This is a genomic window from Oceanobacillus sp. FSL K6-3682 (assembly GCF_037976165.1).
GTDB classification, from domain to species: domain Bacteria; phylum Bacillota; class Bacilli; order Bacillales; family Amphibacillaceae; genus Oceanobacillus; species Oceanobacillus sojae.
In genome coordinates this window covers 3182932-3207754 of the sequence record NZ_CP150263.1, presented here as the reverse complement: position 1 = coordinate 3207754, position 24823 = coordinate 3182932, and the positions used below count along the sequence as shown (strand labels likewise).

The 24823-nt window shown below is 37.8% G+C and carries 22 protein-coding genes and 1 other annotated feature; of the genes, 13 read left to right on the top strand and 9 right to left on the bottom strand.

Annotated elements, in window-relative coordinates; all coding sequences use genetic code 11:
- Positions 1-37: 37 nt before the first annotated feature.
- Entirely contained in the window at positions 38-1507 is a 1470-nt protein-coding gene (locus MHH51_RS16000; protein WP_339282489.1) for a sodium:solute symporter family protein, read from the bottom strand.
- Entirely contained in the window at positions 1504-1686 is a 183-nt protein-coding gene (locus MHH51_RS15995; protein ID WP_147210948.1) for a hypothetical protein, read from the bottom strand. The genes MHH51_RS16000 and MHH51_RS15995 overlap by 4 nt, the downstream gene beginning before the upstream one ends.
- Before the next feature lie 331 nt (positions 1687-2017).
- Between MHH51_RS15995 and MHH51_RS15990 the strand changes: the two genes are divergently transcribed.
- Positions 2018-2875 (top strand): MBL fold metallo-hydrolase, encoded by an 858-nt coding sequence (locus MHH51_RS15990; protein ID WP_339282488.1) that lies wholly within the window; start codon positions 2018-2020, stop codon positions 2873-2875.
- Between the two features lie 67 nt (positions 2876-2942).
- On the opposite strand, the gene MHH51_RS15985 is transcribed toward MHH51_RS15990, so the two are convergent.
- Positions 2943-3257: a PepSY domain-containing protein gene (locus MHH51_RS15985; RefSeq protein WP_147210950.1), complete on the bottom strand. Its 315-nt coding sequence runs from the start codon at positions 3255-3257 to the stop codon at positions 2943-2945.
- A gap of 183 nt (positions 3258-3440) precedes the next feature.
- Here MHH51_RS15985 and MHH51_RS15980 point away from each other — a divergent pair, with 183 nt between their 5' ends.
- A complete protein-coding gene (locus tag MHH51_RS15980; protein WP_339282487.1) occupies positions 3441-4505 on the top strand; it encodes a M42 family metallopeptidase in 1065 nt (354 codons plus the stop codon).
- A gap of 4 nt (positions 4506-4509) precedes the next feature.
- Complete coding sequence (locus MHH51_RS15975) at positions 4510-5019, top strand: DUF84 family protein (RefSeq protein WP_339282486.1); 510 nt, start codon at positions 4510-4512, stop codon at positions 5017-5019.
- Positions 5020-5075: 56 nt separating this feature from the next.
- Here MHH51_RS15975 and MHH51_RS15970 read toward each other — a convergent pair whose 3' ends face one another.
- Positions 5076-5516 carry a YtoQ family protein gene (locus MHH51_RS15970; protein ID WP_339282485.1) on the bottom strand — a complete coding sequence of 147 codons (441 nt, stop codon included), beginning with the start codon at positions 5514-5516 and terminating at the stop codon, positions 5076-5078.
- 270 nt (positions 5517-5786) lie between these two features.
- Between MHH51_RS15970 and MHH51_RS15965 the strand changes: the two genes are divergently transcribed.
- The 9 genes from MHH51_RS15965 (at position 5787) to ccpA (ending at position 16830) form a co-directional block, all read left to right on the top strand.
- Positions 5787-6110, top strand: coding sequence for a thioredoxin family protein (locus MHH51_RS15965; protein ID WP_147211075.1), 324 nt, complete (start codon positions 5787-5789; stop codon positions 6108-6110).
- A 315-nt stretch (positions 6111-6425) separates the two neighbouring features.
- The gene (locus MHH51_RS15960; RefSeq protein ID WP_147210954.1) at positions 6426-7235 is read left to right on the top strand and encodes a DUF1444 domain-containing protein; all 810 of its coding nucleotides are present in this window, start codon (positions 6426-6428) and stop codon (positions 7233-7235) included.
- A gap of 11 nt (positions 7236-7246) precedes the next feature.
- Entirely contained in the window at positions 7247-7852 is a 606-nt protein-coding gene (gene ytpR / locus MHH51_RS15955; protein ID WP_147210955.1) for a YtpR family tRNA-binding protein, read from the top strand.
- A 132-nt stretch (positions 7853-7984) separates the two neighbouring features.
- Complete coding sequence (locus tag MHH51_RS15950) at positions 7985-10543, top strand: DNA translocase FtsK (protein WP_339282484.1); 2559 nt, start codon at positions 7985-7987, stop codon at positions 10541-10543.
- A 382-nt stretch (positions 10544-10925) separates the two neighbouring features.
- Complete coding sequence (gene murC / locus MHH51_RS15945; RefSeq protein WP_147210956.1) at positions 10926-12221, top strand: UDP-N-acetylmuramate--L-alanine ligase; 1296 nt, start codon at positions 10926-10928, stop codon at positions 12219-12221.
- 516 nt (positions 12222-12737) lie between these two features.
- Positions 12738-13151 (top strand): DUF948 domain-containing protein, encoded by a 414-nt coding sequence (locus MHH51_RS15940; RefSeq protein WP_147210957.1) that lies wholly within the window; start codon positions 12738-12740, stop codon positions 13149-13151.
- A gap of 19 nt (positions 13152-13170) precedes the next feature.
- On the top strand, positions 13171-13767 hold the full coding sequence (locus MHH51_RS15935; RefSeq protein WP_147210958.1) for a YtxH domain-containing protein: 597 nt from the start codon (positions 13171-13173) through the stop codon (positions 13765-13767).
- 295 nt (positions 13768-14062) lie between these two features.
- A complete protein-coding gene (locus tag MHH51_RS15930) occupies positions 14063-15139 on the top strand; it encodes a bifunctional 3-deoxy-7-phosphoheptulonate synthase/chorismate mutase (protein WP_147210959.1) in 1077 nt (358 codons plus the stop codon).
- 695 nt (positions 15140-15834) lie between these two features.
- Positions 15835-16830, top strand: a complete 996-nt coding sequence (gene ccpA / locus MHH51_RS15925; RefSeq protein WP_156985962.1) for a catabolite control protein A — start codon at positions 15835-15837, stop codon at positions 16828-16830.
- Positions 16831-16934: 104 nt separating this feature from the next.
- Here ccpA and MHH51_RS15920 read toward each other — a convergent pair whose 3' ends face one another.
- The 4 genes from MHH51_RS15920 to MHH51_RS15905 form a co-directional block, all read right to left on the bottom strand.
- Positions 16935-18089, bottom strand: a complete 1155-nt coding sequence (locus MHH51_RS15920; protein ID WP_339282483.1) for an acetoin utilization protein AcuC — start codon at positions 18087-18089, stop codon at positions 16935-16937.
- On the bottom strand, positions 18086-18733 hold the full coding sequence (locus MHH51_RS15915; RefSeq protein ID WP_147210962.1) for an acetoin utilization AcuB family protein: 648 nt from the start codon (positions 18731-18733) through the stop codon (positions 18086-18088). Before MHH51_RS15915 ends, MHH51_RS15920 begins: the two co-directional genes overlap by 4 nt.
- 29 nt (positions 18734-18762) lie before the next feature.
- Positions 18763-19395, bottom strand: a complete 633-nt coding sequence (locus tag MHH51_RS15910; RefSeq protein ID WP_339282482.1) for a GNAT family N-acetyltransferase — start codon at positions 19393-19395, stop codon at positions 18763-18765.
- A 167-nt stretch (positions 19396-19562) separates the two neighbouring features.
- Entirely contained in the window at positions 19563-22061 is a 2499-nt protein-coding gene (locus tag MHH51_RS15905; RefSeq protein WP_339282481.1) for a transglycosylase domain-containing protein, read from the bottom strand.
- Between the two features lie 124 nt (positions 22062-22185).
- Positions 22186-22408, top strand: a binding site (T-box leader).
- 168 nt (positions 22409-22576) lie between these two features.
- Here MHH51_RS15905 and tyrS point away from each other — a divergent pair.
- Positions 22577-23854 carry a tyrosine--tRNA ligase gene (gene tyrS, locus MHH51_RS15900; RefSeq protein WP_147210965.1) on the top strand — a complete coding sequence of 426 codons (1278 nt, stop codon included), beginning with the start codon at positions 22577-22579 and terminating at the stop codon, positions 23852-23854.
- A gap of 99 nt (positions 23855-23953) precedes the next feature.
- On the opposite strand, the gene MHH51_RS15895 is transcribed toward tyrS, so the two are convergent.
- Positions 23954-24811, bottom strand: coding sequence for a DegV family protein (locus tag MHH51_RS15895; protein WP_156985964.1), 858 nt, complete (start codon positions 24809-24811; stop codon positions 23954-23956).
- Positions 24812-24823 lie beyond the last annotated feature (12 nt).

Here is a 24823-nt window from a genome sequence, read left to right as displayed (position 1 = left end):
TAGGTAACTCTATCTACACGATTTTTTATGGATTTTATTATTTTTTATTTTGAAGGTTTTCCTTTATATAATCAATAAATTCATTCGCCTTTTGTGTTGGAGCATTTGTGAATAAACTAACAAAGATGAACAGTAATGTTGATAGAATAAGCCCCCATAGGCCAGAAGCTAGTCCGAACGGTTTTGCCTGCAGCAGCTCTAAAATCAGAACAAGGGTACCGGGGATGATGGTACTCGCTAATACAGCAGCAGCTGTTCCTCTTTTCCAAAAGAATGCGCCGATAATAGCCGGAACAACAACGATTAAGCCGGCAGAGGAAGCAACGGATAATACTGCGATCAAATCTAACTGCAGTTCTGCGAATAAATAAGCCAGCAAGGCAATAACAGGAATAATAAATTTTCCAATCTTAAGCTGCACGCGATCTGTGGTATCCTTGCGAATATTTCCATATACGTCTTTTGCAAACATAGATGATAATGTAAGCAGTATAGAATCAATGGTTGAGACTGCAGCGGCAATAATACCTACCATTACAATAACAGCCAAAACAGGCGGTATTGCCGATGAGGACAGTACAACAGGTGTTGCTAAATCAGGATTATCCAGGCCTGGCTCCAGTAAGAAAGCGGAGTAACCCCAGAATATGGATACAAAGGTATAAATCAATCCAAATATCATAAATCCTAACAGCATATGCCGCATGCTTTTTAAAGAAGCGGGCATAAACAGACGTTGACTGACTTGCGGATTGGAAATACTAAAGAAAAACCATGGTATGGTTAATCCAATAAATGTTAAAAAACTAAAATAGCCATTACCAGGCACTGTCAGCATTTCAGGATGATTAGTTTCCAGCTGCTGAAAGAATCCTGCGAAACCGCCTAACTCATGAATTAAAAAGAGGACAACCAAAGTGGATCCGATAATCATAAATAGCGATTGCAGAGAATCTGTCCAGGCAACGGAGCGCATTCCGGCTATATAAGCAAATATAATTGCTAAAATGACAGCGATAATTACCCCGCTACTGAAAGAGATTTGCTGGTTTGATACCCCCTGTAGTAAATATCCTACACCAGCCAGCTGGACGGCGCTATATGGGATGAGAAAAAGACAGTTACTAATAGCAATTGCAATGGCCACAGCTTTACTTTGATAACGATCACCAATCATTTCAGAAGGTGTAATATATCCATATTTTTTGCCCACAATCCAAAAACGGGGACCAAAAAATGCGATTAACGATACACCCATTAAATAAATTAATTCGAAGCCCAGTGCACCGATACCGCCACGATAGGTGAGTCCTGCTAATCCGACCAGCATAAATGCACTGTATGTAGTAGCACTATAGCTTAATGCAGAAACAAAACCTCCCATTTTTCGGTCTCCCAGGAAATAAGCTCCCATATTAGTCTGTTTGCCGGTCCGTGATAAAAAAGCGATAAAAACAGATACAGCAATATAAATTCCTAATCCCCACCAAATAAGCGACACATTCATTCCTCATTGCCCCAATCTTTTGTCAGTATTGTATTGCATGCGATTACAATTAAAGTTAATATCAACCAAAAAAGAAAGCTTCCATACCATTTTTCAACGTCTTTAAGAAGTGTAAATGGAATAATAAAAGCAGCAAGAACAATAATTCCAATAATAATCGCTAAGCTTTTTTCCTTCATGTTAATACCTCCATTTATATATGTGATTCAATTCACAAGGAAAAGAATGTGAATTCATTAACAATCATAGCAGATAGTTCATAAATTTGCCACATTTTTTTGTGAATGTGAAAATATAATTTTAAACTGCGATTTTCCGAATGGTGAAAGTAAACAACGCTTAAATGAAAAAACAGCTAAAACCTGACTTCTGGTAAAGGGATAAGGAAAGCTTTAGCCAAAGAATAGGGGATTAGTTATATGTGTTTAAACCATACATTTTGATTCTTATGACAGCGTTTGCGAGATGTTGATTTATCAGATAAACTTAGAAGAAAAAAGGAGGATTAAGATGGAAACTTTACAGGTTGGCAGAGCGAAGCTCACTTGGCTGAACGGGGGCGTAACACATCTGGATGGCGGATCTATGTTTGGTGTGGTGCCAAAGGCGTTATGGGAGAGAAAATATCCAAATAACGAAAAAAATCAAATCGAGCTGCGTACAGATCCTATTTTAATGGAGCTGGATGGCTCTTATTTGCTGATTGATTCAGGAATTGGATGGAATAAATTATCTGAGAAACAGAAAAGAAATTTTGGGGTGTTGGAAGAAACGAAATTAGAAGCATCTTTACTGGATTTGGGTCTTACTGTTGATGACATTGAGATCGTATTAATGACACATCTTCATTATGATCACGCGAATGGTTTAACAAAGCTTACTGATGAAGAAAAATATGAATCTGTGTTTAAAAAAGCAAAAATTTATGTTTCTCAGGTGGAGTGGGATGAGATGCGGCACCCTAATATCCGGTCGGTAAATACGTATTGGGAGGAAAATTGGAAGCCGATTAGTGAACAAATTTGTACCTTTACAGATGAAGTGGAAATTTTATCAGGATTAACGATGGTCCATACCGGCGGTCATAGTGATGGACACGCTATTATTCGGTTCCAAGATGATAAGGAGAGCTTTTTACATATGGCAGATATTATGCCGACGCATGCACATCAAAATAAGCTCTGGGTTCTTGCATATGATGATTACCCTGTCCAATCCGTATTACAAAAAGAATACTGGATGGATCAGGGCTATAAAGAGAATGCATGGTTTACTTTTTATCATGATGCGTATTTCAGGGCAATTAAGTTTAATGAAACAGGAGAAATAATAGATCAAATAAAGCGTATGCGCTACGCTTATAAATAAACGGTAGAGTGAAAATAAAAGGAGCAGCAATCTCTAAAAGAGAAAGCTGCCCTGAATAAGCATTGTATTAAACGGCTGCTTCTGTATCTATAACTGCGCCGGTTTCTATGTCTACGTAGAAATCAAATTGTTTGTTAGCACCATCAATATTTCTGGTTACTCCACCGCGGTACACATCGTAAAGCAGACCGTTTCTTTCTAATTCTTCCGGTTTCATGTAAATCCAGGAGCCGCTGATAGGTCCATTACGTTTAAACATTTCTTTTGCATGATTTAATGCTTTTTCTGGAGTGATTTTTGTTTGATTACTTACTTGTTCACGTGCAATATATCCGATAGCAATACCGATTGCTGCTGCAAGTAATACCTTCTTTTTGCTCAATTTATTCACCTCTGTTTTAGTAAGATTCAATGTCTGCTATATGTGTAGTATATCGTAATTTGACGGAGAAATACAAACAATTGAACATAAATACTGGAAAGAGTTTCACTTTTTCGAGTATACTTGCAGTAGTGTTAATACAGTTTTTTAGTCGATGCAGTAATATACTTAGGAGGCTTTTTAATGAATAAAGAAACGCTTACATTGTTTAAGACTTTAACAGAATTACAGGGCGCACCAGGTAATGAGCATGCCGTTCGTAATTTTATGAAACAAGAACTGGAAAAATACTCCGATGAAATTATTCAGGATAATTTAGGTGGAGTATTTGGCGTGAAAAATGGTAAAGGGCCTAAAGTGATGGTAGCAGGGCATATGGATGAGGTCGGCTTTATGGTGACACAGATTACGGATAACGGAATGCTCCGCTTCCAGACATTGGGGGGCTGGTGGAGTCAGGTTATGCTGGCCCAGCGTGTCCAGGTGATGACAAAAAAAGGGCCGGTTATTGGAGTTATCGGGTCTATTCCACCGCATTTACTGACAGATGCACAACGTGGCAAGCCGATGGAGATAAAAAATATGTTAATTGATATCGGAGCGGATGATAAAGAGGATGTAGCACATATCGGTGTCCGACCAGGAGATACTATTGTTCCGATTACGCCATTTGAACCAATGGCTAACAAGAAGAAAATCCTGGCGAAAGCTTGGGATAATCGTTATGGCTGCGGCTTAGCCATTGAGCTTTTAAAAGAACTGCAGGGAGAAACCCTTTCAAACCAGCTTTATTCTGGTGCAACTGTACAGGAAGAAGTAGGTTTACGTGGAGCTCAAGTGGCAGCTAATATGATAAAGCCTGATATTTTTTATGCTTTAGATGCTTCGCCGGCAAATGATGCATCCGGAGATAAGAAAGCATTTGGACAATTAGGAGAAGGAGCTTTATTGCGTATCTATGACCGTACGATGATTACGCATAAAGGTATGCGAGAGTTTGTACTCGACACAGCAGAATCGAATAATATTCCTTATCAATATTTTATTTCTCCAGGCGGTACTGACGCTGGTCGTGTCCATTTATCTGGTGATGGAGTCCCTTCAGCAGTTGTCGGAATCTGCTCAAGATATATTCATACATCAGCATCCATTATTCATGTAGATGATTATGCGGCCGCGAAAGAATTAATTGTTAAACTTGTTAAAACAACTGATGAGACAGTTGTTTCCGGGTTAAAGCAGAGCTGACAAAATGCAGCAAACTGTTATTATAGGCTCGAAGAATCCGACAAAAGTAGAGGCTGTAAGAAATGTCTTTTCTAATTTTGAGGTGAACTCACTGGAAATTCCATCGAATGTTTCTGTTCAGCCTTTTTCAGATGAAGAAACACGGATTGGTGCGATTAATCGTGCGAAGGGGTGCATATCAGGCGAGGCTGGTTCAATAGGAATCGGTTTAGAAGGAGGAGTAATGTATGTAGATGATACATTATTTCTCTGTAACTGGGGAGCATTGGCTACAGCAGACGGAGAACTGTTTACAGCCAGTGGAGCAAGAATAGCTCTTCCAAAAGAAATTGAAAAAGAACTTAAAACAGCTGGTGAATTAAGTGTTGTGATGGACGCATATACAAAAAAAGAAAATGTCCGCAGTCATGAAGGTGCGATTGGTATTTTTACAAATAACCTTGTGTCAAGAGAAGATATGTTTACACATGTTGTACAGCTTCTTAAAGGACAGCTTGATTTTGCAAATAAATAGTTAACAATAAAAAAACAGGCCCGAAGGCCTGTTTTTTGTTAATCACCAAAATTTACTTATTCGTAGATATACGCAATAACATCTAAAGCCTGCTCTACAGATTCTACGGTAATATTTGCTTTATTTGACAGCTCTTTTAAAGGATGAATTAATTTCTCTGGGCGAATAATAATCGTTGGTTTTCCTAAAGCTATAGCAGTGCTTGCATCCATGGCAGTATTCCATTGCTTATACTCTTCTCCGAATAACACAATAACCAGATCTGATTTCTGCATTAAAACCTGTGTTCGGAAATTATTAACACTTGAAGCAGCATCATCGCGATAAAAATTACCAGGCTGTTTTCCTAAAATTGCCTCACCAATATCATCAGAACGATCATGATTTGTTTGTGGGGAAACAAATGTTAAAGGAAGCTTTTTTTCCTCGGCAAGCTTTTTAACCTCTTCTCTCCAATTATCATGAATTTGTCCAGCCAGATAAACAGTTAAATTCATTCCAATCCCTCCCAATCAATGTTATCTTTATAGTAAATGTTTTTTTAAATCTTGTTAAGTTATTTGATTACTTGTGACAAAAGGCTTTTTTGTGAAAATGTTATTTGTGTAAAAGAAAAAATAACAACCTATGATAATTAATGTAACTAGCATAGTATAACCTGGAACGATTGCTAAACAGATTTTCTTCAGGGAAAGATGAAACAAGGTAACTTGATTGAAAGAAAATGGGCAGCAAGCTATTATAGAGAAAGAGAAAGGGTGTTTAAAATGAAAGAATTACAAAATACAGAAGAATTTAATGCGTATATTCAGGAAGGACCTGTTGTCTTTTTATTTACTGCAGGCTGGTGTCCGGATTGCCGTGTGATTGAACCGGTATTGCCTGAAATAGAAGAAGCATATTCGCAATTTGAATTTATTGAGGTGAACCGGGACAATTTTATTGAACTGTGCCAGGAGTATGATATTTATGGCATTCCAAGCTTTCTTGTGTTTGAAAAAGGAGCAGAGCTTGGCCGGTTTGTTAGTAAGGATCGAAAAACGAAAGAAGAAATTGAATCCTTTTTAGAGGATGTTCAAAAAGCCCAATAAAAATGACACGGCGATAAAAGGAACTTCTACTAAGAACGCCTACGTCATGTGGGCAATGCAGAAGCCACCGCATCCTGCGGAAGTACGTTGACGAATTTTTTCCGATGGGACTGCGATTACTCGTCCCACCAAAAGCGTTACTCACGTATTGTTAGGCATAGAGGAACTTCTGTTGTGGACAACACAGAAGTCATCACGTCCTGTGAAAGTCCGTCCGGAAAAAATTCGTCGCCTTGAACTTCTTGGCCCTATTTATCGGACTTTTTGAACATGCACTTTTAGAGGGGCTTTCTAAATAAACAAGGAGGCATTTTTATGGCAAAAATGACCAGCATCAAGATGAAGCATCTGCTGGAGGATGAATTGAAAAATCCCGATTATCGAATTGTGTACAAGCGTGATGATGATGCAGTGCGAATTGAGTGGAAAGAATCAAAAGAAGGAATGACGGTTTCCCTGCCTAACTTAATTGCTAAATACAATGAGCGGGGTATGGAAGCTGTCGATGAAATTGTGGAGCATGTTCACGAAGCGCTGAAAATCATGAATCAGACACAGCATTTAAAAGGAATGGAGAAGCAGATTTTTCCAGTGCTGCGTTCTCCTTCTTTCCCAACGAAAACAAAGGCAGGAAAAAAGCTTATTTTTAAGGATCACACTGCGGAAACAAGGGTTTTCTATGCACTTGATTTAGGAAAATCTTACCGCCTTATTGATGAAGAATTATTAGGGGAAGAAGAATGGACTAAGGAAAGGCTGGATGAAATAGCGGCTTTTAATATTCGTTCTCTATCTTATCAGCCCAAAGTGGACCAGGTAGCAGGAAATGATTTCTATTTTCTCGCAACACAGGACGGTTACGATGCCAGCCGCATTTTAAATGAAGCATTCTTAGAAGAAATGCTTGCGAATGCAAAAGGGGAATTAACCGTTGCTGTACCACATCAGGATGTTCTTATTTTAGGTGACATTCAAAATAAAACAGGTTATGATATTTTAGCACAGATGACCATGAAGTTTTTTGCAGATGGAAGAATTCCGATTACTTCTTTGCCATTTGTTTATGAAAATAAAAAATTAGAGCCAGTATTTATATTGGCGAAAAATAGACCTGAGAAAAATTAGGAGTGAATGTGATGGATGTTTTTTATAACCGCCAGGGAATCGGAGATGTATTGATTCTCCCTATTAAAGAAGGAAACCGATACGAATGGAAGAAAGAAACAAATGATGATATTACAAAAATAACTTCAATAGAGGGGGAAGTGCTTGGATATAATATCTTTCAAGCTTCCACATATTTTAATTTAGATGAAAAAAAGGGTGCCATTCCTTTAACAGAGGATTTTTTAGCAGAAATTCGTACACTTTTCCAGCAAAAAGGTATAGATGACCCCCTTGAATTTGATTTGCGTCCGAAATTTGTAGTAGGATTTGTTAAGTCAAAACTGGCTCATGAAAATGCGGATAAATTAAGTGTATGTCAAATTGATGTTGGAGAAGAAACCTTACAAATCGTTTGTGGTGCCCCTAATATTGATGAAGGCCAAAAGGTTGTGGTAGCCAAAGTAGGTGCGACAATGCCAAGCGGTATGAAAATAAAAGCATCTGAATTAAGAGGCGTACCTTCCAATGGAATGGTTTGTTCGCAAAAAGAACTGGGCTTACCAAATGCACCGCAGGAAAAAGGTATTTACGTACTAGACGATGCTTATCAAATTGGTGAAGAATTTACATTTTAACTTACAAATCCCTTGTGCCGGCAGGGGATTTTTTAACAGGTAGATCAAAGCTGAACTTTATCGCAGGAATAATGTAAATACCCGTAAAAAACTGCTAAAATAAACAGTATGAACAATTAAGGAAATGAGTGAATGCATATGTGGTGGGAGCAATGGAAAGAACGGCTCAAAAACATATTTACAAAAGAAGTGGAAGTAGAAGAATTAATTGAGGTTGAAGTGGAAGACTTTGAAAAACAACCAAATATCCAGACAAAAATGACATACCATTATCCTTCCGGACGAACATTTAAGTTTCCGGTAATTCCTGATACTGTTGATCAAAAGAAAGAACAGCCAATTGACAAACAACCAAGCTACAAAAGAAGAAATCAAGAAATTGTACAGGAAAGAAGAGAAAGAAGGCAAATCAGAGAGAGCAGAGAAAATAGAGAGAACAAAGAGAACAGGCAAAGAAAAGAAACCATTTCAGATAAAAACTCAAAGAATCTCCGTACATTGCCAAATCAAAGAAGAAAAGAACCTTCGCTGCATACACGTAATAAATTGCAGGAAGAAAATAAAACGGGCAGAAAAGTTTATAAGAAAAATCCGGATGTTCCTTTTCAGCCGACTGAGGTTCCATCCCCAATTTACGGTTTTCAGTCAAGAGAGTCTAAATTACTTCATGAAGTGCCTGCTTATCAAAGAAAAGAAACGAACTATCAAACAGATTATGAAGCAGCCGCTGCTATAGAAGATACAGCTGTCCATTCTGAAGCACTGGCGGAAGAGCAGGGGATACTGCTGTCATCAAATAATGCAATATATCATTCTGAGGAAGAACAAACTGATTTATTGAAGGAAGAAAGTAAATCAAACAGCTTCCAGAAGGATAGTTCAGCAGAGGATACAGAATTAGAGCAAATAAAAGAAGAAGAGCAGGAAGTCAGTACTGAAGAGGATAAAGAAATAAAAGAAACAGCTGATCAGGAAAAAACTTCCATACAGGAAAAGGATGCTCAATCTCAAAAAAGAAATCCAATTCATACAACAGCCGGTAACCAAACACCTGATTATAGTAAGCGAACCAATACTGCAACGGCTTTTAATGTAATGATGACTCCGCGGGATAAAAAGAATTTACATGAACAGAAAAAACGTGAGGAAACATTTCAGCGATTGCAGGAAGCACATCAAAAGCGGGAAGGGGAGCTGCGTAAAGCAGAAGAAAAAATCAACAAAGCACATGTTGAAAACACAGTACCTTCTAATACAATTACTGCTACGCCTCTTGAGCAAAAAACGAGAGATGTTCCTTTACATTTATTAAATGATCCTCCTGTTAAATCCACAGAAGAGGATGAGGAATGGCTTGAAGAGCAGCAAAATCTGCTGGAAGAAACATTGAAGCATTTCCAGGTAAAGGCGAAGGTAGTGAAAGCAACGCAGGGACCAGCTGTAACACGCTTTGAGGTGCAGCCGGAGATGGGTGTGAAGGTTAGTAAAATAAAAAATTTGGCAGATGATTTAAAATTAAATATGTCTGCGAAGGATATTCGTATCGAAGCACCTATACCGGGAAAAAACACTGTAGGTATTGAGGTTCCTAATCTGCATCCTGAAATGGTAGGGATCCAGCGTATTATTGAATCAGATGATTTTAAAGACAGCCGGTCTCCGTTGAGTGTAGCCCTAGGTCTCACGATTGAAGGGATGCCCAAAGTAATTGATATTAATAAGATGCCGCATGGTTTGATTGCAGGAGCTACCGGTTCCGGTAAAAGTGTCTGTATCAATACAATTCTAGTGAGCTTAATATACAATGCCAGTCATGAGGATGTAAGGATTCTTTTGATTGACCCGAAAATGGTTGAGCTGGCTCCATATAATGGTATACCTCATCTTGTTTCGCCTGTTATTACAGATGTAAAAGCTGCTACACAAAGTCTTAAATGGGCTGTAGCAGAAATGGAGGATCGTTATGACCGTTTTGTCAATGAAGGAGTAAGAGATATTGGCAGATACAATCAAAAAATGATGCGTGAAGGAAGAACGGATAAAAAAATGCCGTATATTGTTATTGTCATAGACGAGCTGGCAGATTTAATGATGATGTCTCCACAGGATGTCGAAGATGCAATCAGCAGAATTGCTCAAAAAGCAAGAGCTTGCGGTATTCATCTTCTGCTTGCAACACAGCGTCCATCAGTAGATGTTATTACAGGTCTGATTAAAGCAAATATACCTACAAGAATTGCATTCAGTGTATCTTCTCAAGTAGATTCACGAACCATTATTGATTCCAGTGGTGCAGAAAAATTACTTGGAAAAGGAGATATGCTTCTTGTAGAAAATGGAGCTGGTAAAAGTGTTCGTTTACAGGGCCCGTTTGTGTCCGATGAGGAAATAGAACGTGTTGCAAATTATGCAAAATCAATGGCTGAACCACAGTATCTGTTTGAACAGGAAGAGCTGTTAGAACAAATACAGATAGATGAAGAGGAAGATGACCTCTTAGATGCTGCTATCGACTTTGTATTACAACAGAATAGTGCAAGCACGTCCTCCTTGCAAAGGCATTTTAAAATAGGCTATAACCGTGCAGCAAGATTAATTGACTCATTAGAACAAAGAGGAATTATTTCTGGTCAAAATGGAAGCCGTGCGCGGGAGATTTTAATTACAAAAACACAGAGAGACAGTATGTAAGCTGTCTCTTCTTTCTTGATGCAAGAAAAAAGTGAGCGAAAAAAGTTGCTATAATTCTAGAAAGTTACTAAAATATAAAGGGAGCTTTTTAAGAAGGGAAGAAATTTTGAGGCAAAAGCACATCTGATACATTATCTGTATAGAATGAGATATAGGCATTCAGTTATGCAGAAATAGTTTTTTTCTTTATAAGAACGGTCAGTATTCTTACATTTGCTTTCAAAAGCTTTGAAATAAAAAATTTTGCTTTAAAATAAGTAATTTATTTGTTATAATCCATTGAATGGGATAGCGGTTACCCACACCATGGAAAAAAATGCTAATAATTATAGACAAAATGACATGAAAATGAATAGATGAAAAAACGTTGGAGGTTCGTTTTATGACAACTTACCATTTTATAGGTATAAAAGGTACAGGGATGAGCGCATTAGCGCAAATCCTTCATGATTCAGGTGAGAAGGTACAAGGATCAGATATTGATAATCGTATCTTTACACAGGTCTCTTTAGAAGAAAAAAATATCCCTATCTTTTCTTTCTCAAAGGATAATATTAAATCAGATTACACAATTATTGCTGGAAATGCTTTTCCGGAGGATCATGTTGAAATTAAAGAAGCAAAAGAGCAAGGCTGCAAATTTTATTGGTATCATGAATTTTTAGGAGAATGGTTAAAACAATACACAAGTATTGCTGTTACGGGTGCACATGGGAAAACAACAACTACAGGTTTACTATCGCATGTTTTAGAGAGTGCTTATCCTATTTCTTATTTAATTGGAGATGGGACAGGACGTGGACATGTTGATAGTAAATATTTTGCCTTTGAAGCATGTGAATACCGCAGACACTTTTTAAGATATGAGCCGGATTATGCGATTATGACAAATATTGATTTTGATCATCCAGACTATTTTACAAGCTTAGATGATGTTGTAGATGCTTTCCAATCAATGGCTGACCGCGTGAAAAAAGGAATTGTTGCCTGTGGTGATGATGAAGAGCTGCAGGGTATACACACAAAAGTACCAATTATTTATTATGGATTTAATGAAACAAATGATTTCCAGGCAAAAAATGTTGTAGAGACAGAGCATGGTACGGAATTTGATGTGTTTGTTCGAAGCACCTACTATGAACATTTCTTTATTCCTACATTTGGTAACCATACTGTTTTAAATTCACTTGCAGTCATAGCAATATGCCATTATGAAGGCTTGCCGGTAGAATGTATGAAAGAAATAAGTACATTTAAAGGGGTAAAGCGCCGTTTTACGGAGAAGGAAATTGGTTCTCAGGTTGTAGTGGATGATTATGCGCATCATCCTAAAGAGATTGCGGTAACAATTGAAACAGCGCGGAAAAAATATCCCCAAAAGCAAGTGGTTGCTATATTCCAGCCGCATACATTTACGCGGACAAAAACATTCCTGCAAGAGTTTGCAGATAGTCTGAATCAGGCGGATAAAGTATATCTATGTGATATTTTTGGATCGGCGCGTGAACAATCCGGTCAATTAACCATTGAAGACTTACAAAATCTTATTCCTGAGAGTGATATTTTAAATTTAGAACATACAGAGGTACTACAAGAATATAAAGACAGCGTGTTAATTTTTATGGGTGCTGGAGATATCCAAAAATTCCAGAAATCCTACGAAAAAACATTTGCATAATAAAAAAGCAGTGAACTCTGAGTTCACTGCTTTTTTATTATGCAAAGTTAATTTATGAGGAGGTAATATCGAGTATATAGTATCTCAATTAGGAAATAGAAATCTGCCTTAAAAGCATATAATATTTATTTAACCTCAGCTATTAAATAAGGTTGATGTTGTATTTAAACAGAAAAATAAGATACAATAGAAATAAGGATTAAATCTTTTTAAGAGGAAATGTAGTTTATTCTTTGAAAAAGCAGGGTAAGAATAAATTATGGCACAGATTGAACTGGCATGAAATGTGGTTTGGCTGAAGCAGAGCTGCTTCTGAGAAATGATTCTGCATCCATCATGCATACTTTAAAGAGGTAAATAATTGTGCTTTTCCGTAGAACGGGTATAAACAGGGAACGTGTACTGTTTGCTGCATTATATCTGGCTGCTCGGACAACCTTTTTAAGAAGTACATATTATCCCTTATAAAGCTTTTAATCGGCACAGACGAATAAGGAACAAAGGAGTGATAGTATAATGGAAGTTATCCTCTATAGTGCACTGGCGATTGCCATAGTTGCCTTGCTCATTTTAATGGTCTATATGGTCATTTTATTAGTTAACACTAAAAAAACGATGGACGAAGTTCGTAACACCTTAGGTAAGATTAATCATCAAGTGCAGGGAGTTGCCGGAGAAGCAACAGAGGTTGTTGAGAAATCTAAAGGACTTGTAGATGATTTAACTCAAAAATCTTCTCAACTTGATGGTTTAATTCAGGGAGCAAAGGGAATAGGTGATACAGTAGAGGACTTTAATAAGTCATTACAGCAATTATCCAATATTATTTCTAAGCACTCAAAAGAGGATCAGGAAAAAGCTGCTCAGGCAGTTAAATGGGGCGCTTCGATTTTTGAGTATTGGAATAAGCGCAAGACGAATTCTAATTAAATCTCAGGAGGTTATAAAGATGGCAGATAATCAAATTAACACGAAGGATTTTATTATTGGTACACTTGTAGGGAGCTTTGTAGGGGCTGCTACCGCATTATTACTTGCACCGAAATCAGGGAAAGAACTGCGCGGGGATATTAATGATGGAGCAATTCAGGTGAAAAATCGTGCCACTGAATTAGCAGGAACAGCTCAAGAAAAAGGATCAGAATTAAAAGACAAAGCATACTCGGCAACTTCTGATTTAACAAAAAAAGCTGTGGATGTAACTTCAGACTTATCAAAAACAGTTGCGAGTAAATCTCAGGAAATTACAGAAAACGTAAAACAGAAAACAGCTGATTTAAAAGGTGCTGTAGAAGACAAACTAAGTGATGCTCAGGATAAAGCAGAAGATTTAAAAGATACTGCTGGAGACAAACTGGACGATGCAAAAGATAAAGCATCTGACTTAAAAGAAGAAATATCAGATAAAATAGAAGATGTAAAAAAAGAGGCTGCAGATAAAAAAGCAGAAGCTGAAGAAACAGTTTCTAAAAAAACAGCAGAAGTAAAAAAAGAAACAAAGCAGGCAGCCAATGAAGTGAAAAAAGAAGTAAATAAAAAATCATAATACTTAAAGAAACATTGATGAGGAAAATACTCATCAATGTTTTTTTGAATAAATTTTCCAGGTACAATAGTACAGCTTAATCGTTTCCACAAGGAAAACATACAGTATTTATACCCTTAAAAGCAGAAACGTTCAATATCTTATTTCCAGGCATATCCAAAAAAGAAGCTTCTTTTTTCCGATTTTCTTTAAGAATTAAAATTTTACATTAATTAAGTGGTGACAAATAGAAAAAACTTAGCTATAATGGTCTCTAATTATTCTAAATGATTAAGAGATTTGAGGAGAGTGTAAAATGAGTAATGAAATGGAGCAGTTAAGACAGCAAATGGACAAGGTTAATCTGGAAATACTAGAATTGATTAACAAGAGAGCAAGTATTAATCAAGAGATTGGTGATTTAAAAACCAAGCAGAGTATTAAACGCTTTGATCCAGTGCGTGAGCGTGAAATGCTAGATAAAATTAAAAATAATAATAGTGGTCCTTTTCAAGATTCGACCCTTGAACATATTTTTAAAGAAATCTTTAAAGCTAGTCTTGAGCTTCAGGAAGAAGATAACAGCAAAGCACTCTTAGTATCCAGAAAAAAACAGGCTGAAAATACAGTGGTTGATCTGAAGGGTGAACAAGTTGGAGCCGGTGGAATCAGTTATGTATTTGGTCCTTGTGCAGTAGAAGGATATGAGCAGGTAGCTGCAGTAGCTGCTTCCGTGAAAGAAAAAGGATTAAAATTGCTTCGTGGCGGAGCGTTTAAACCTAGAACCTCTCCATATGATTTCCAAGGACTTGGAATAGAAGGGTTAGAGATTCTGAAAAAAGTAGCAGATGAGTATGATTTAGCTGTTATTAGTGAAATTGTAAATCCTGCTGATTTAGAAAAAGCAGTAGATTATATTGATGTTGTACAAATTGGGGCAAGAAACATGCAAAACTTTGAATTATTGAAGGCTGCAGGAGATGCTGGCAAGCCTGTACTATTAAAACGCGGATTATCAGCAACAATTCAAGAATTCATCAATGCGGCAGAGTACATCATGTCCAGAGGAAACAGAAATATTATGCTATGTGAACGCGGAATTCGTACATACGAAAAAGCAACACGTAATACATTAGATATTTCTGCGGTACCTATTTTAAAACAAGAAACACATTTACCTGTTTTCGTTGATGTAACCCACTCAACAGGCAGAAGAGATTTATTATTGCCTACAGCAAAAGCAGCGATTGCTGTTGGAGCAGATGGTGTTATGGCCGAGGTTCATCCAGACCCTGCAGTTGCGTTATCTGATTCGGCACAGCAAATGGATATCCCTACTTTTGATCAATTCTTTAAAGAAATTAAAGATGTTGAAAATCGTTTGAAAAAATAATAAAGACTATTATAAAGACTACCTCAAAAATTAATGGTATAATTTTTGAGGTAGTTTTTTTAAAGCGTAAGAAAGTATAAAATGCTGAGGATAGCCGTTCCAACGGTTTTCATGGGGCGAGTAATCTTAAGCCCCATCAAAAAGCGTCGCTAGAATTATCTTCATTTCTTTGAAAGAAAGCAAATGAAACATATTTCTTCAAAGATGGGAGCGGATGTTGTCGACTCCTGCGGGAAAAGCAACAGGTGAAGACCCCGCGGAAAGTGGTCTTCTTTCGAGGAGGCTGAGGCGTGGCCCGTGGAAAGCGACTTCCCGTAGCGGACATCTCCACGGCAAGAACATCAGTATTTTAAAGACCAAATGATTTTCTTAGTTTTTCTAATGCAAGAAAAGAGTATATCTATAAATAATGTAAAAGGTTTTCAAAGGTACAGGTTTGGATATAATAATAATAAGGTATGTTATACTAAGAGGATATCCAAAAAGTACCCAAATGATAAGCGGCGAATTTCTACGTTGACGTGACTTTCTTGCTTCTAATTTGGATACTTTTTGGACACTTACTTAAGTGTATTTATGAAAATTTTCATTTTGTTTTCATGAAAACTTTGTAATTTTTTTCATGGTAGCGTATGATATATAATTAGATGCAGCATTAGTTCTTGTTTAAATTGAATTTTAGGAGGTAGATAAATATGACTGTTACAATTTATGATGTAGCAAGAGAGGCAAATGTTTCAATGGCAACTGTATCACGGGTTGTCAATGGAAATCCAAATGTAAAACCAACAACAAGAAAGAAAGTATTAGCAACTATTGAACAATTAGGATATCGTCCCAATGCAGTTGCTCGTGGACTGGCAAGTAAGAAAACAACAACAATCGGTGCTATTATTCCTGATATATCTAATATTTTCTTTTCAGAGCTCGCTCGCGGAATAGAGGATATTGCAACGATGTATAAATATAATATTATTTTAAGCAGCTCTGATCAAAACAAGGACAAGGAAATAGAATTAATCAATACGATGCTCGAAAAACAGGTAGATGGTATTCTATTTATGGGCGGAAATATAACAGAAGAGCATATTCATCAGTTCCAGACAAGCTCTGTTCCGGTTGTACTTGCTTCTACGTATGATCCGACAGATACCATCCCTTCTGTTAATATTGATTATGAGCTGGCTGCATATGAAGCTACTAAATCATTGATTGAGAAAACAAACCAGCTGCCCGCTTTAGTAGGGAGCCAGGCAGATACAAGTGTGAATACATTAAAAACAAATGGATATTTGCGTGCATTGAAAGAGTCTGGTATGGAGCCAAATGAAGATTACATTTATAAAGGTTCTTATGCTTATTCTACTGGTATAGAAGCAATGGAGCACTTTTTAAAATTAGAGAACCGTCCGGCGTCTGTATTTGTTATGTATGATGAGATTGCTTTAGGCGTTATTCACGGTGCACAGGATAATGGACTGAATGTACCTGAAGATATTGAGGTATTTGGATTTGATAATATCCGCTTGGCAAGTATGGTTCGTCCGAAGCTGACAACAGTTGTTCAGCCAACGTATGATATTGGTGCAGTTGGTATGCGGCTTCTGACAAAGTATATGAATGATGAAGAAGTAGAAGAGAAGAACGTTGTATTGCCGCATCGTATGGAGTTTAGAGATTCTACGAAATAAAGTATTCTTAAAAAGACAAAGCAGTTATGAGATGACATCTGATAATCTGCTTTGTCTTTTTCATAAGTAATTTATAATGCTTAGCACTATGAATACTTACATGCTTAAATAATAGCAGTATATTTAAGCATGTCTTCCAACAATAATTTATTTTTCTCCGTGATTTCCGCTTTCCTCGGAATATTCGGCTGAATATCCGTCCCGTCCTGCCAGCTTGCAGGAAGAGTGACAGGAGATTCCTGCTGCCATTTTTTTAGCCATGTTTCAGGTAACGGTCCCTTGCATGGTATACCCGTTTTCATCACATTCCATACCTGTCCCCAGGCACGTGGAACAACACGCCACATATCATAACCGCCGCCGCCGACAGCCAGCCATCTTCCATTGCAATACGTATCAGCGATTTCTGCAGCAATAGCAGGTATCCTTTCAAACGACTTCATAGTTCCACAAAGATGAGTTAAAGGATCAAGACAGTGGCTGTCAGCACCGTTTTGAGTCACAATAATATCCGGCTTGAAGAATGCAGCAATTTTTCGTAAAGCAGTTTCATATAATTCTAAGAAAGATCCATCCTCTGTAAATGCATCAATAGGTAAATTAAAACTGTAGCCATGTCCACTTTTTATTCCTCTTTCACTTACATTGCCTGTACCGGGAAATAGATAGCGTCCCGTTTCATGTATGGAAAAGGTGCATACATTTGGATCATCGTAAAAGCCCGATTGTACGCCGTCCCCATGGTGGGCATCTGTATCTACATAGAGGACTTTTAGATCCTCCTGTTCACGTAAATATTTAATAGCAATCGCACAATCATTATAAATACAGAATCCGGAAGCTTTCCGCTGGAACCCGTGATGCAGTCCGCCGCCAATATTGGCTATTTTTTTATAATCTCCATTTAAGATTTTATCAACAGCTGTGAGAGTACCTCCGACTAATTGGGCGGAAGCCTGATGCATATTTGAAAAAATAGGAGTATCCTCTGTTCCCAAGCCATATTCCTGTGCCCGATCTTCTTTTAAATCCCCGTTGCCGGCTCTTTTCACTGCTTCAATATACGATGCATCATGAAAAAGTGCAATCTCGTCATCCGCAGCAATACGCGGCGTAATTAAATCCTCCGTTATTAATGTGGATTGCTCCTCCAGCAATTCTTTGGTAAGCAGAACCCTTTTATGATTAAATGGATGATCTGCTGAGAATTGATAATTTAAAAAATCTGGAGTATAGATAAAACCAGCCTTTTTTGTCATTTTTTCGGCTCCATAATATTATTTGGCCAGAGCAGTGTATAACCAGCTTCCCGGAGATCATTAATAATTGGCATAGGATTTAATGTTTTGACACGAAAGACAAGTATTTTATAGTCAGGGTCTTTATAAGGATAGAGCAATACAGAAACAATATTTACGTTATGATTTCCGAAAACAGCCGCAACCCTTGGAAGCTCACCAGGTCTATCAGGCACTTTTACTTCAATGAGAGAGCTCTGTTCATGCGTTCCAGTTAACTGAATTAATTTATAAAGCATATCTTTTTCTGTCACAACACCAACAAGCTTATTTCGGCTCACAACCGGCAGACAGGCAATCTCTTTATCATAGAAAATATAAGCAATCTCTTCCACAAAATCCATAGGATGAATGGTGATAACAGGGCTTGTCATGATGGTCTGGATTTCTTTGTTGAGAATGTGGAAGTCACTTGTATCCAAAAAAGTAGATGGACTTGCATCTCTGACATCACGATCAGAAACGATGCCAAGAATCTCCATATTGTCGTCAACGATAGTAATGTGTCTAATTTTATGTTTTTCCAGCAGCTGCAGAGCTTCATTAATCGTTGCTGTTGGTGGAAGCGTTATCATATTTCGGTTCATTAATTCTTCAACCAGCATGGTAAAATCCCCCTTCAGTTATATCTCTTTTAATAATGGTTTACTCCTAAAAAACGCATCTTATCAAATAACTCAATCGATTTCTGTGGAACATTGCTTCCAATTCGGACCATTAAGCAGTTAGCAGGGTGGGAGTTGATCTCAGGCTCGTCAGTAGGGGCAGGAAGCAGGCCGCCAGCAGCCATCATCTTTTCCATCACTTTACGATAATCCCAGATACTTAATTGACTGTAATCAAGGTCCCAATGCCAATAATATTCCGTTGAAATAACAATATAATTTTCCATATATGGATCCTGCATAGATTGACGGAGCAGTGTAGATCCGACACCGCCGCCGCGATATTTACGGATAATTTCAATTGCTCCCAGTTCAATTAAGTCCTCCATTTGAAATTTGGACCATCGTTCTAATGGGTCAGGGTGCAAGTACGTCACATACCCAATAATCGTATCCGTGGTACGGGCGATTAAAATCCGTGCTTCTTTTAATTTTGAAATGTCCAAGAGAGCTTCAAATTGCTTATCAGCAGGACGAAATGCAGTTAATTCCTCATGAAAATGATATTGTTCCAGCTGTGAGCGCGAAACAGGCCCTTCAATTGTTAATACTCCTGCATCTGTTTCTAAAAGAATTGAATCAAATTCCTTTGTATGTTTCATCCATTCACCACCTTTATGAAATACAAAATGCTCTTACCATCTATTATACAGAAAATAGTTACGTTTTTTTAGTATTTTTTGATAATTGCAGGAAACGGATGACAAAAAAACTTCAAACTATCAAAGAACCTCTTGATAGTTTGAAGTTTTACTCAAAATATAATTTTTTAATCATCATCGCTTGAGCCGGATGATGACATACTGGCGGGAATACCTATTTTCAACCATTTATCAGTTTCTGTTCTTGGATAGAGCATTGAAAAGTCGCCCATATCATCGTAGCCTTCTTCTCTCAGCCAGTCAGGGTTAAACATAATTCCATTTCCTTTACTGAATGAGCTTCCGCCATCGTCTGATTTAAGAATCAGCCTGCTGCCTTTTATTAAACTGTTATCTTCTTCCGTAGGTACATAGCGCGAGTCAAATAAATCTGTTTTGACAAGCCCCACCTCTTTACATAAATCAGATGGCAGCTTTCCTGATACTGCACAATAGCTTCGCTCGACAATGCCGTCCGGCCGCTCAAATCGCTTCTCTGGTGTTACTAAAACCGGATCGACCTTTGCAGAGGCATTAATTAATTCTGTCCACAGCTTCATATTACGTTGACTGTATGTGAGATGATAAGGATGATCAATCGATGCCGGTTTTTCATAGCCAATCCAGGTGCCGAATGTGACGTTTGGATTTGTCGCAACAAACCAGGCGTCATGATAATCGTTGGATGTTCCCGTTTTTCCTGCCCAGTCAACATTTGTATTTTGAAGCTGGGAATTAATATAATTGGCTGTTCCATTATCAATAACATCACGCATCATATCTACAGTCAGATAAGTCGTTTGTGGAGAAAATACCTCCACAGGATCTGTTTCATGCTCATAAAGGACATCGCCCTCAGCGTTAGTAATTTTATCAATCATATAAGCATCTGCAAATTTGCCGTTATTGCCAAATGTAGAAAAGGCATTAACGTTTTCTTCTACCGACATACCATAGTCCATAGCTCCAATAGAGAGAGAAGGAATAGTATGATCGCTTTCTGTTAAAGAAGTAACACCCATCTTTTCTAAATATTTAGCAGCAGGATCTTTATCAATGATTTTCAGATACGTATCTACAGCCGGAATATTATATGAATTTGCAAGCGCAGTGCGTGCGGAAACAATTCCATAATTCCCTCCGCCGTAGTTTCTTATCGGAGGGCCCCCATTTGGAAATGACTGTGGATAATCTGCAATAGATGTTGCAGGCTGAATAACGCCTTCCTCCATCGCTGGTGCATAGTCAAGTAAAGGTTTAATCGTACTGCCGGGAGATCGTTTAGTATCTGTAGCAAAATTTACCTGATGCTCTTCATCAAAACCGCGGCCGCCGACAAAGGAAAGAATTTTACCGGTATTATTTTCAACCATGATAGCCCCTGCCTGAATAGGCTGTGTTACTTCGTATTCTTCTCCGTCACTGTTTGTAGCCGTATAGGTTTGGGCATAACCATAGTCTGAATAATTTTTTGCGACATCCTCCATAGCATCATACATTTCTTTATTAATCGTAGTATGGATCTGATAGCCGCCATCGCGTAATTCTTTTTCTGTGCGTTCTGCGTACTCTTTCCTTAAATCATCATCTTCTGCCAAATCTTCCTTTGTAACTCCATCTTCTTCCATCAATAATCCCCGAATAATCTCTTTCGCCCGTTTTTCCACTTCATATGTGACATAAGGATATTGATCTGTGGAAGAAGGGACAGCATCTATAAAATCACCGGCAATATCATAATTTGCAGCTTCTTCCAGTTCTTCATCCGTTATATACTCCATATCATGCATACGGTTTAAAACAGTTTTCATACGTTTAATACCAGGCTGTAAATCTTCCTCTGATTTTAGTTCTCCTTCAGCTGTAAAAGGTGTGTAAGAGGAAGGTCCCTGTGGGAGCCCTGCCAGATAGGCTGCCTGTGGAAGAGTCAGTTCGGAAGCATTAACGCCAAAAATACCCTTGGATGCAGTTTGTATACCTGCAATATTGCGGCCGGATGAATTTCTTCCGTAAGGGATAATATTTAAATAAGCTTCTATGATTTCATCTTTTGTAAAGTAATTTTCCAGCCGCATTGCTAATAATATTTCTTTGGCTTTTCGATCAAATGATACTTCGTCAGTCAGAATTTGATTCTTAATAAGCTGCTGTGTGAGAGTACTTCCTCCTGTCTGTACAGAGGAATTTAGAAATTCCTGCGCCGTTGCTCTTAAGATAGCTTTTGGCACAACACCCTCGTGCTCGTGAAAATACTCATCCTCTGTTGCGATAACAGCATCAACCAATGTAGGAGAGATATTATCGAGCTTTACTTCCTCACGATATAAATCACTTCTGATATCTCCTAAGTAAACATCATTTGCAAAATAAATACTGGACGTCTCAGAATAATTGTAAATATCATCTGCCATAGATGCTTCACTTCTCAATGGTTCATCATGGACCAGTGATGCAAAGTATCCCAGTCCAATTCCACCGACGAAAATTCCTCCGATGACACCAATAATCATGACAAATAATACAATATTCCAAACAACGTCATATGTAATTCTTGATGCCTGCTGGAGAACACCTTTTTTCCACCAGTTCTTTATAGTATTAAAAAAACGTTGCAGGTTTTCTTTCATAATCTACATTAGACCTCCTAATTCTATATTTATTATAACATAGAGAAAATGGAGTTTGGTAGTAGGATGATAAGAAAATAGTTGCACAGAAATGTTATTTGTGCTATGAATAGTATCATATAATTAAAAAGCATTGAAGGATCGGAGTAGTATTGTGAGTCCCTATTTTAGAGAACTGACGGTTGGTGCAAGTCAGCATACATTCACATGCGAATTACAATCTGGAGCTATTCTTCTTATTGACTGTTTGCTCATAAGAAGAACGGTGTAAAACATCGTTAACAAACCTTAAGTGGCTGTAAATTACAGCAACAAGGGTGGTACCGCGAATCCAACTCGTCCCTTTCTTTCATGAGAGGAGACGGGTTTTTTATTTTCTTATCTAAAAAATGGATTTATCGCAGCTGGAGCTGGCTGTAAGACTCTCCTTTAAGAATAGAGAACACTTGAACATTCTAATTATGAGACCAAACAGCAAGAGCTACAGGTGAAACAAAAATCAAGGAGGAAGAATCATGAGCATTTTACAAGACCTAGAAAACAGAGGATTAATTAATCAAGTTACTGATAGAGAAGGTTTAGAAAACCATCTCAAAAATAATCAGGTAACATTATACTGTGGATTTGATCCGACGGCGGACAGTCTGCATATTGGTCATCTGGTTCCTTTAACCATGCTGCGCAGGTTTCAGCGGGCAGGGCATAAGCCTATTGCTTTAGTCGGCGGCGGAACAGGGATGATTGGAGACCCAAGCGGGCGGTCAAGTGAACGCAGCCTAAATACGGAAGAGGTTGTTTTTGGTTTTACGGAAAGTATACAAAATCAAATCGCAAAAATAGTTGATATGGATGATACATCCAATGACAATCAGGTTATTTCCCGTAATAATCATGACTGGTTAGGGAATATGACAATTATTGATTTTCTTCGCGGTGCAGGGAAGCATTTTGGCATCAATTATATGCTGTCAAAGGATTCCGTTTCAGCAAGGCTTGCACAGGGGATTACGTTTACTGAATTCAGTTACATGATTCTGCAGTCTTTAGACTTTTTACGGCTGTACGAAGAAGAAAATTGTACACTGCAAATTGGCGGAAGTGATCAATGGGGTAATATTACTGCCGGACTGGAGCTTATCCGCCGCTCCAGAGAAAATCAAGGTGAAACAGCAGAAGTGTACGGCTTAACAGTACCTCTTATTACGACAGCAGATGGAGTGAAATTTGGGAAAACTGCTGGTAATGCAATATGGTTAGATCCAGAAAAAACATCCCCGTATGAATTTTACCAGTTTTGGATTAATGTAGATGACCGCGATGTTATCCGTTTTATTAAATACTTTACCTTCCTGTCTGATGAAGAAATTGCAGAATTGGAAAAAGAGGTGGAAAGTCAGCCGGAAAAACGCGTTGCCCAACGGCGTCTGGCAGAAGAAATGACTCGCAGCATACATGATGAAGCTGCACTGGTTCAGGCTCAAAAAATTTCTGAAGCATTATTCAGCGGAGATATAAAGCAGTTGAATGTCACAGAAGTAGAACAGGCGTTTAAGGATGTTCCTAATCATGATGTTTTGAAGGAGCCTGTCGGTCTGATTGACTTATTAGTAAATGCTTCTATTTCTTCATCCAAGCGTCAGGCAAGAGAAGATGTGAAAAATGGAGCTATCTATATTAATGGAGACCGTGTACAGGATTTGGATTACATTGTAGATGAGGCGGATCGTTTAGGGGATGCCTTCACAGTAATTCGCCGAGGAAAGAAAAAATACTACTTAATTCGTTTTCAATAAAAAGACTGTTCAAAGAGTAAATGAAAAAATAGATTTGACACTATTTTATCGTCAAATCTATTTTTTATCCATTTATTGTAAAAAAGTAAGAATAGATTATTATTTATTGTAGAAGAATAAGGCCAGAGTTCCTGGACCGGAATGTGCGCCAATCACAGAGCCAACCATTTCTATAATAATATTCTCTTCTTTCACGCTAAATTTATCCTGTATCATTTTTGAAAGCTCCTGTGCACGAGGCAGATCATCACCATGGCTGATACCAATGATTTGGTTTTCTAAATTATTGCCTCGCTTGTCCATTACCTCGATCATTCGCTTAAGTACTTTCTTAGATCCGCGAATTTTTTCTAAAGGAATGAGTTTTCCATCTTCAACATGCAGGAGAGGCTTGATATTTAATAAGCCTCCGACTAAAGCTGCGGTCTTGCTTACACGGCCGCCGCGATATAAATACTCTAAATTATCTACAGTAAATATATGCTCCATTCGTTCAGCATTTTTATCAGTTTGCGCAATAAGCTCATCAAAGGAGATATTCTGCCGGGCCATTTTCGCAGCTTCTAATACTACTAAACCAAGTCCCAGTGAAGCACATTTGGAATCAATAATATGTAGCTGTGCTTCTGGATAGCTCTCTTTGATTTCCTGCTCAACAATCTTTGCGGCTTGATACGTTCCTGATAATTCTGATGAAAAAGCGATATAGAGCAAAGGTTTTTCCGCTTCTGCATAGGAAGTAAAAATATCTTTAAACTGATTGACAGATGCTTGGGATGTTTTTGGAGTCTGGCCTTCCCGCATAGCATCATAGATCGTCTTTGGGCTAATATCAATACTGTCCCGATAGTCTTTTTCTTTTAGATGAACAGTTAATGGTATCATTTCAATATTATATTCGTTATAATAATGTTCGGATAAATCGCATGCGCTGTCAGCTAGAATGGTGATTGACATTATAATCACATC

Coding starts and splice junctions, on each gene's coding strand:
- MHH51_RS15950 (WP_339282484.1), top strand. CDS start 7,985: ATGCATATGTGGTGGGAGCAATGGAAAGAACGGCTCAAAAACATATTT.
- ytpR (WP_147210955.1), top strand. CDS start 7,247: ATGGATGTTTTTTATAACCGCCAGGGAATCGGAGATGTATTGATTCTC.
- MHH51_RS15970 (WP_339282485.1), bottom strand. CDS start 5,516: ATGAATTTAACTGTTTATCTGGCTGGACAAATTCATGATAATTGGAGA.
- MHH51_RS16000 (WP_339282489.1), bottom strand. CDS start 1,507: ATGAATGTGTCGCTTATTTGGTGGGGATTAGGAATTTATATTGCTGTA.
- murC (WP_147210956.1), top strand. CDS start 10,926: ATGACAACTTACCATTTTATAGGTATAAAAGGTACAGGGATGAGCGCA.
- MHH51_RS15980 (WP_339282487.1), top strand. CDS start 3,441: ATGAATAAAGAAACGCTTACATTGTTTAAGACTTTAACAGAATTACAG.
- MHH51_RS15995 (WP_147210948.1), bottom strand. CDS start 1,686: ATGAAGGAAAAAAGCTTAGCGATTATTATTGGAATTATTGTTCTTGCT.
- MHH51_RS15930 (WP_147210959.1), top strand. CDS start 14,063: ATGAGTAATGAAATGGAGCAGTTAAGACAGCAAATGGACAAGGTTAAT.
- MHH51_RS15915 (WP_147210962.1), bottom strand. CDS start 18,733: ATGCTGGTTGAAGAATTAATGAACCGAAATATGATAACGCTTCCACCA.
- MHH51_RS15910 (WP_339282482.1), bottom strand. CDS start 19,395: ATGAAACATACAAAGGAATTTGATTCAATTCTTTTAGAAACAGATGCA.
- MHH51_RS15960 (WP_147210954.1), top strand. CDS start 6,426: ATGGCAAAAATGACCAGCATCAAGATGAAGCATCTGCTGGAGGATGAA.
- ccpA (WP_156985962.1), top strand. CDS start 15,835: ATGACTGTTACAATTTATGATGTAGCAAGAGAGGCAAATGTTTCAATG.
- MHH51_RS15990 (WP_339282488.1), top strand. CDS start 2,018: ATGGAAACTTTACAGGTTGGCAGAGCGAAGCTCACTTGGCTGAACGGG.
- MHH51_RS15905 (WP_339282481.1), bottom strand. CDS start 22,061: ATGAAAGAAAACCTGCAACGTTTTTTTAATACTATAAAGAACTGGTGG.
- MHH51_RS15935 (WP_147210958.1), top strand. CDS start 13,171: ATGGCAGATAATCAAATTAACACGAAGGATTTTATTATTGGTACACTT.
- MHH51_RS15965 (WP_147211075.1), top strand. CDS start 5,787: ATGAAAGAATTACAAAATACAGAAGAATTTAATGCGTATATTCAGGAA.
- MHH51_RS15920 (WP_339282483.1), bottom strand. CDS start 18,089: ATGACAAAAAAGGCTGGTTTTATCTATACTCCAGATTTTTTAAATTAT.
- MHH51_RS15975 (WP_339282486.1), top strand. CDS start 4,510: ATGCAGCAAACTGTTATTATAGGCTCGAAGAATCCGACAAAAGTAGAG.
- tyrS (WP_147210965.1), top strand. CDS start 22,577: ATGAGCATTTTACAAGACCTAGAAAACAGAGGATTAATTAATCAAGTT.
- MHH51_RS15940 (WP_147210957.1), top strand. CDS start 12,738: ATGGAAGTTATCCTCTATAGTGCACTGGCGATTGCCATAGTTGCCTTG.
- MHH51_RS15895 (WP_156985964.1), bottom strand. CDS start 24,811: ATGTCAATCACCATTCTAGCTGACAGCGCATGCGATTTATCCGAACAT.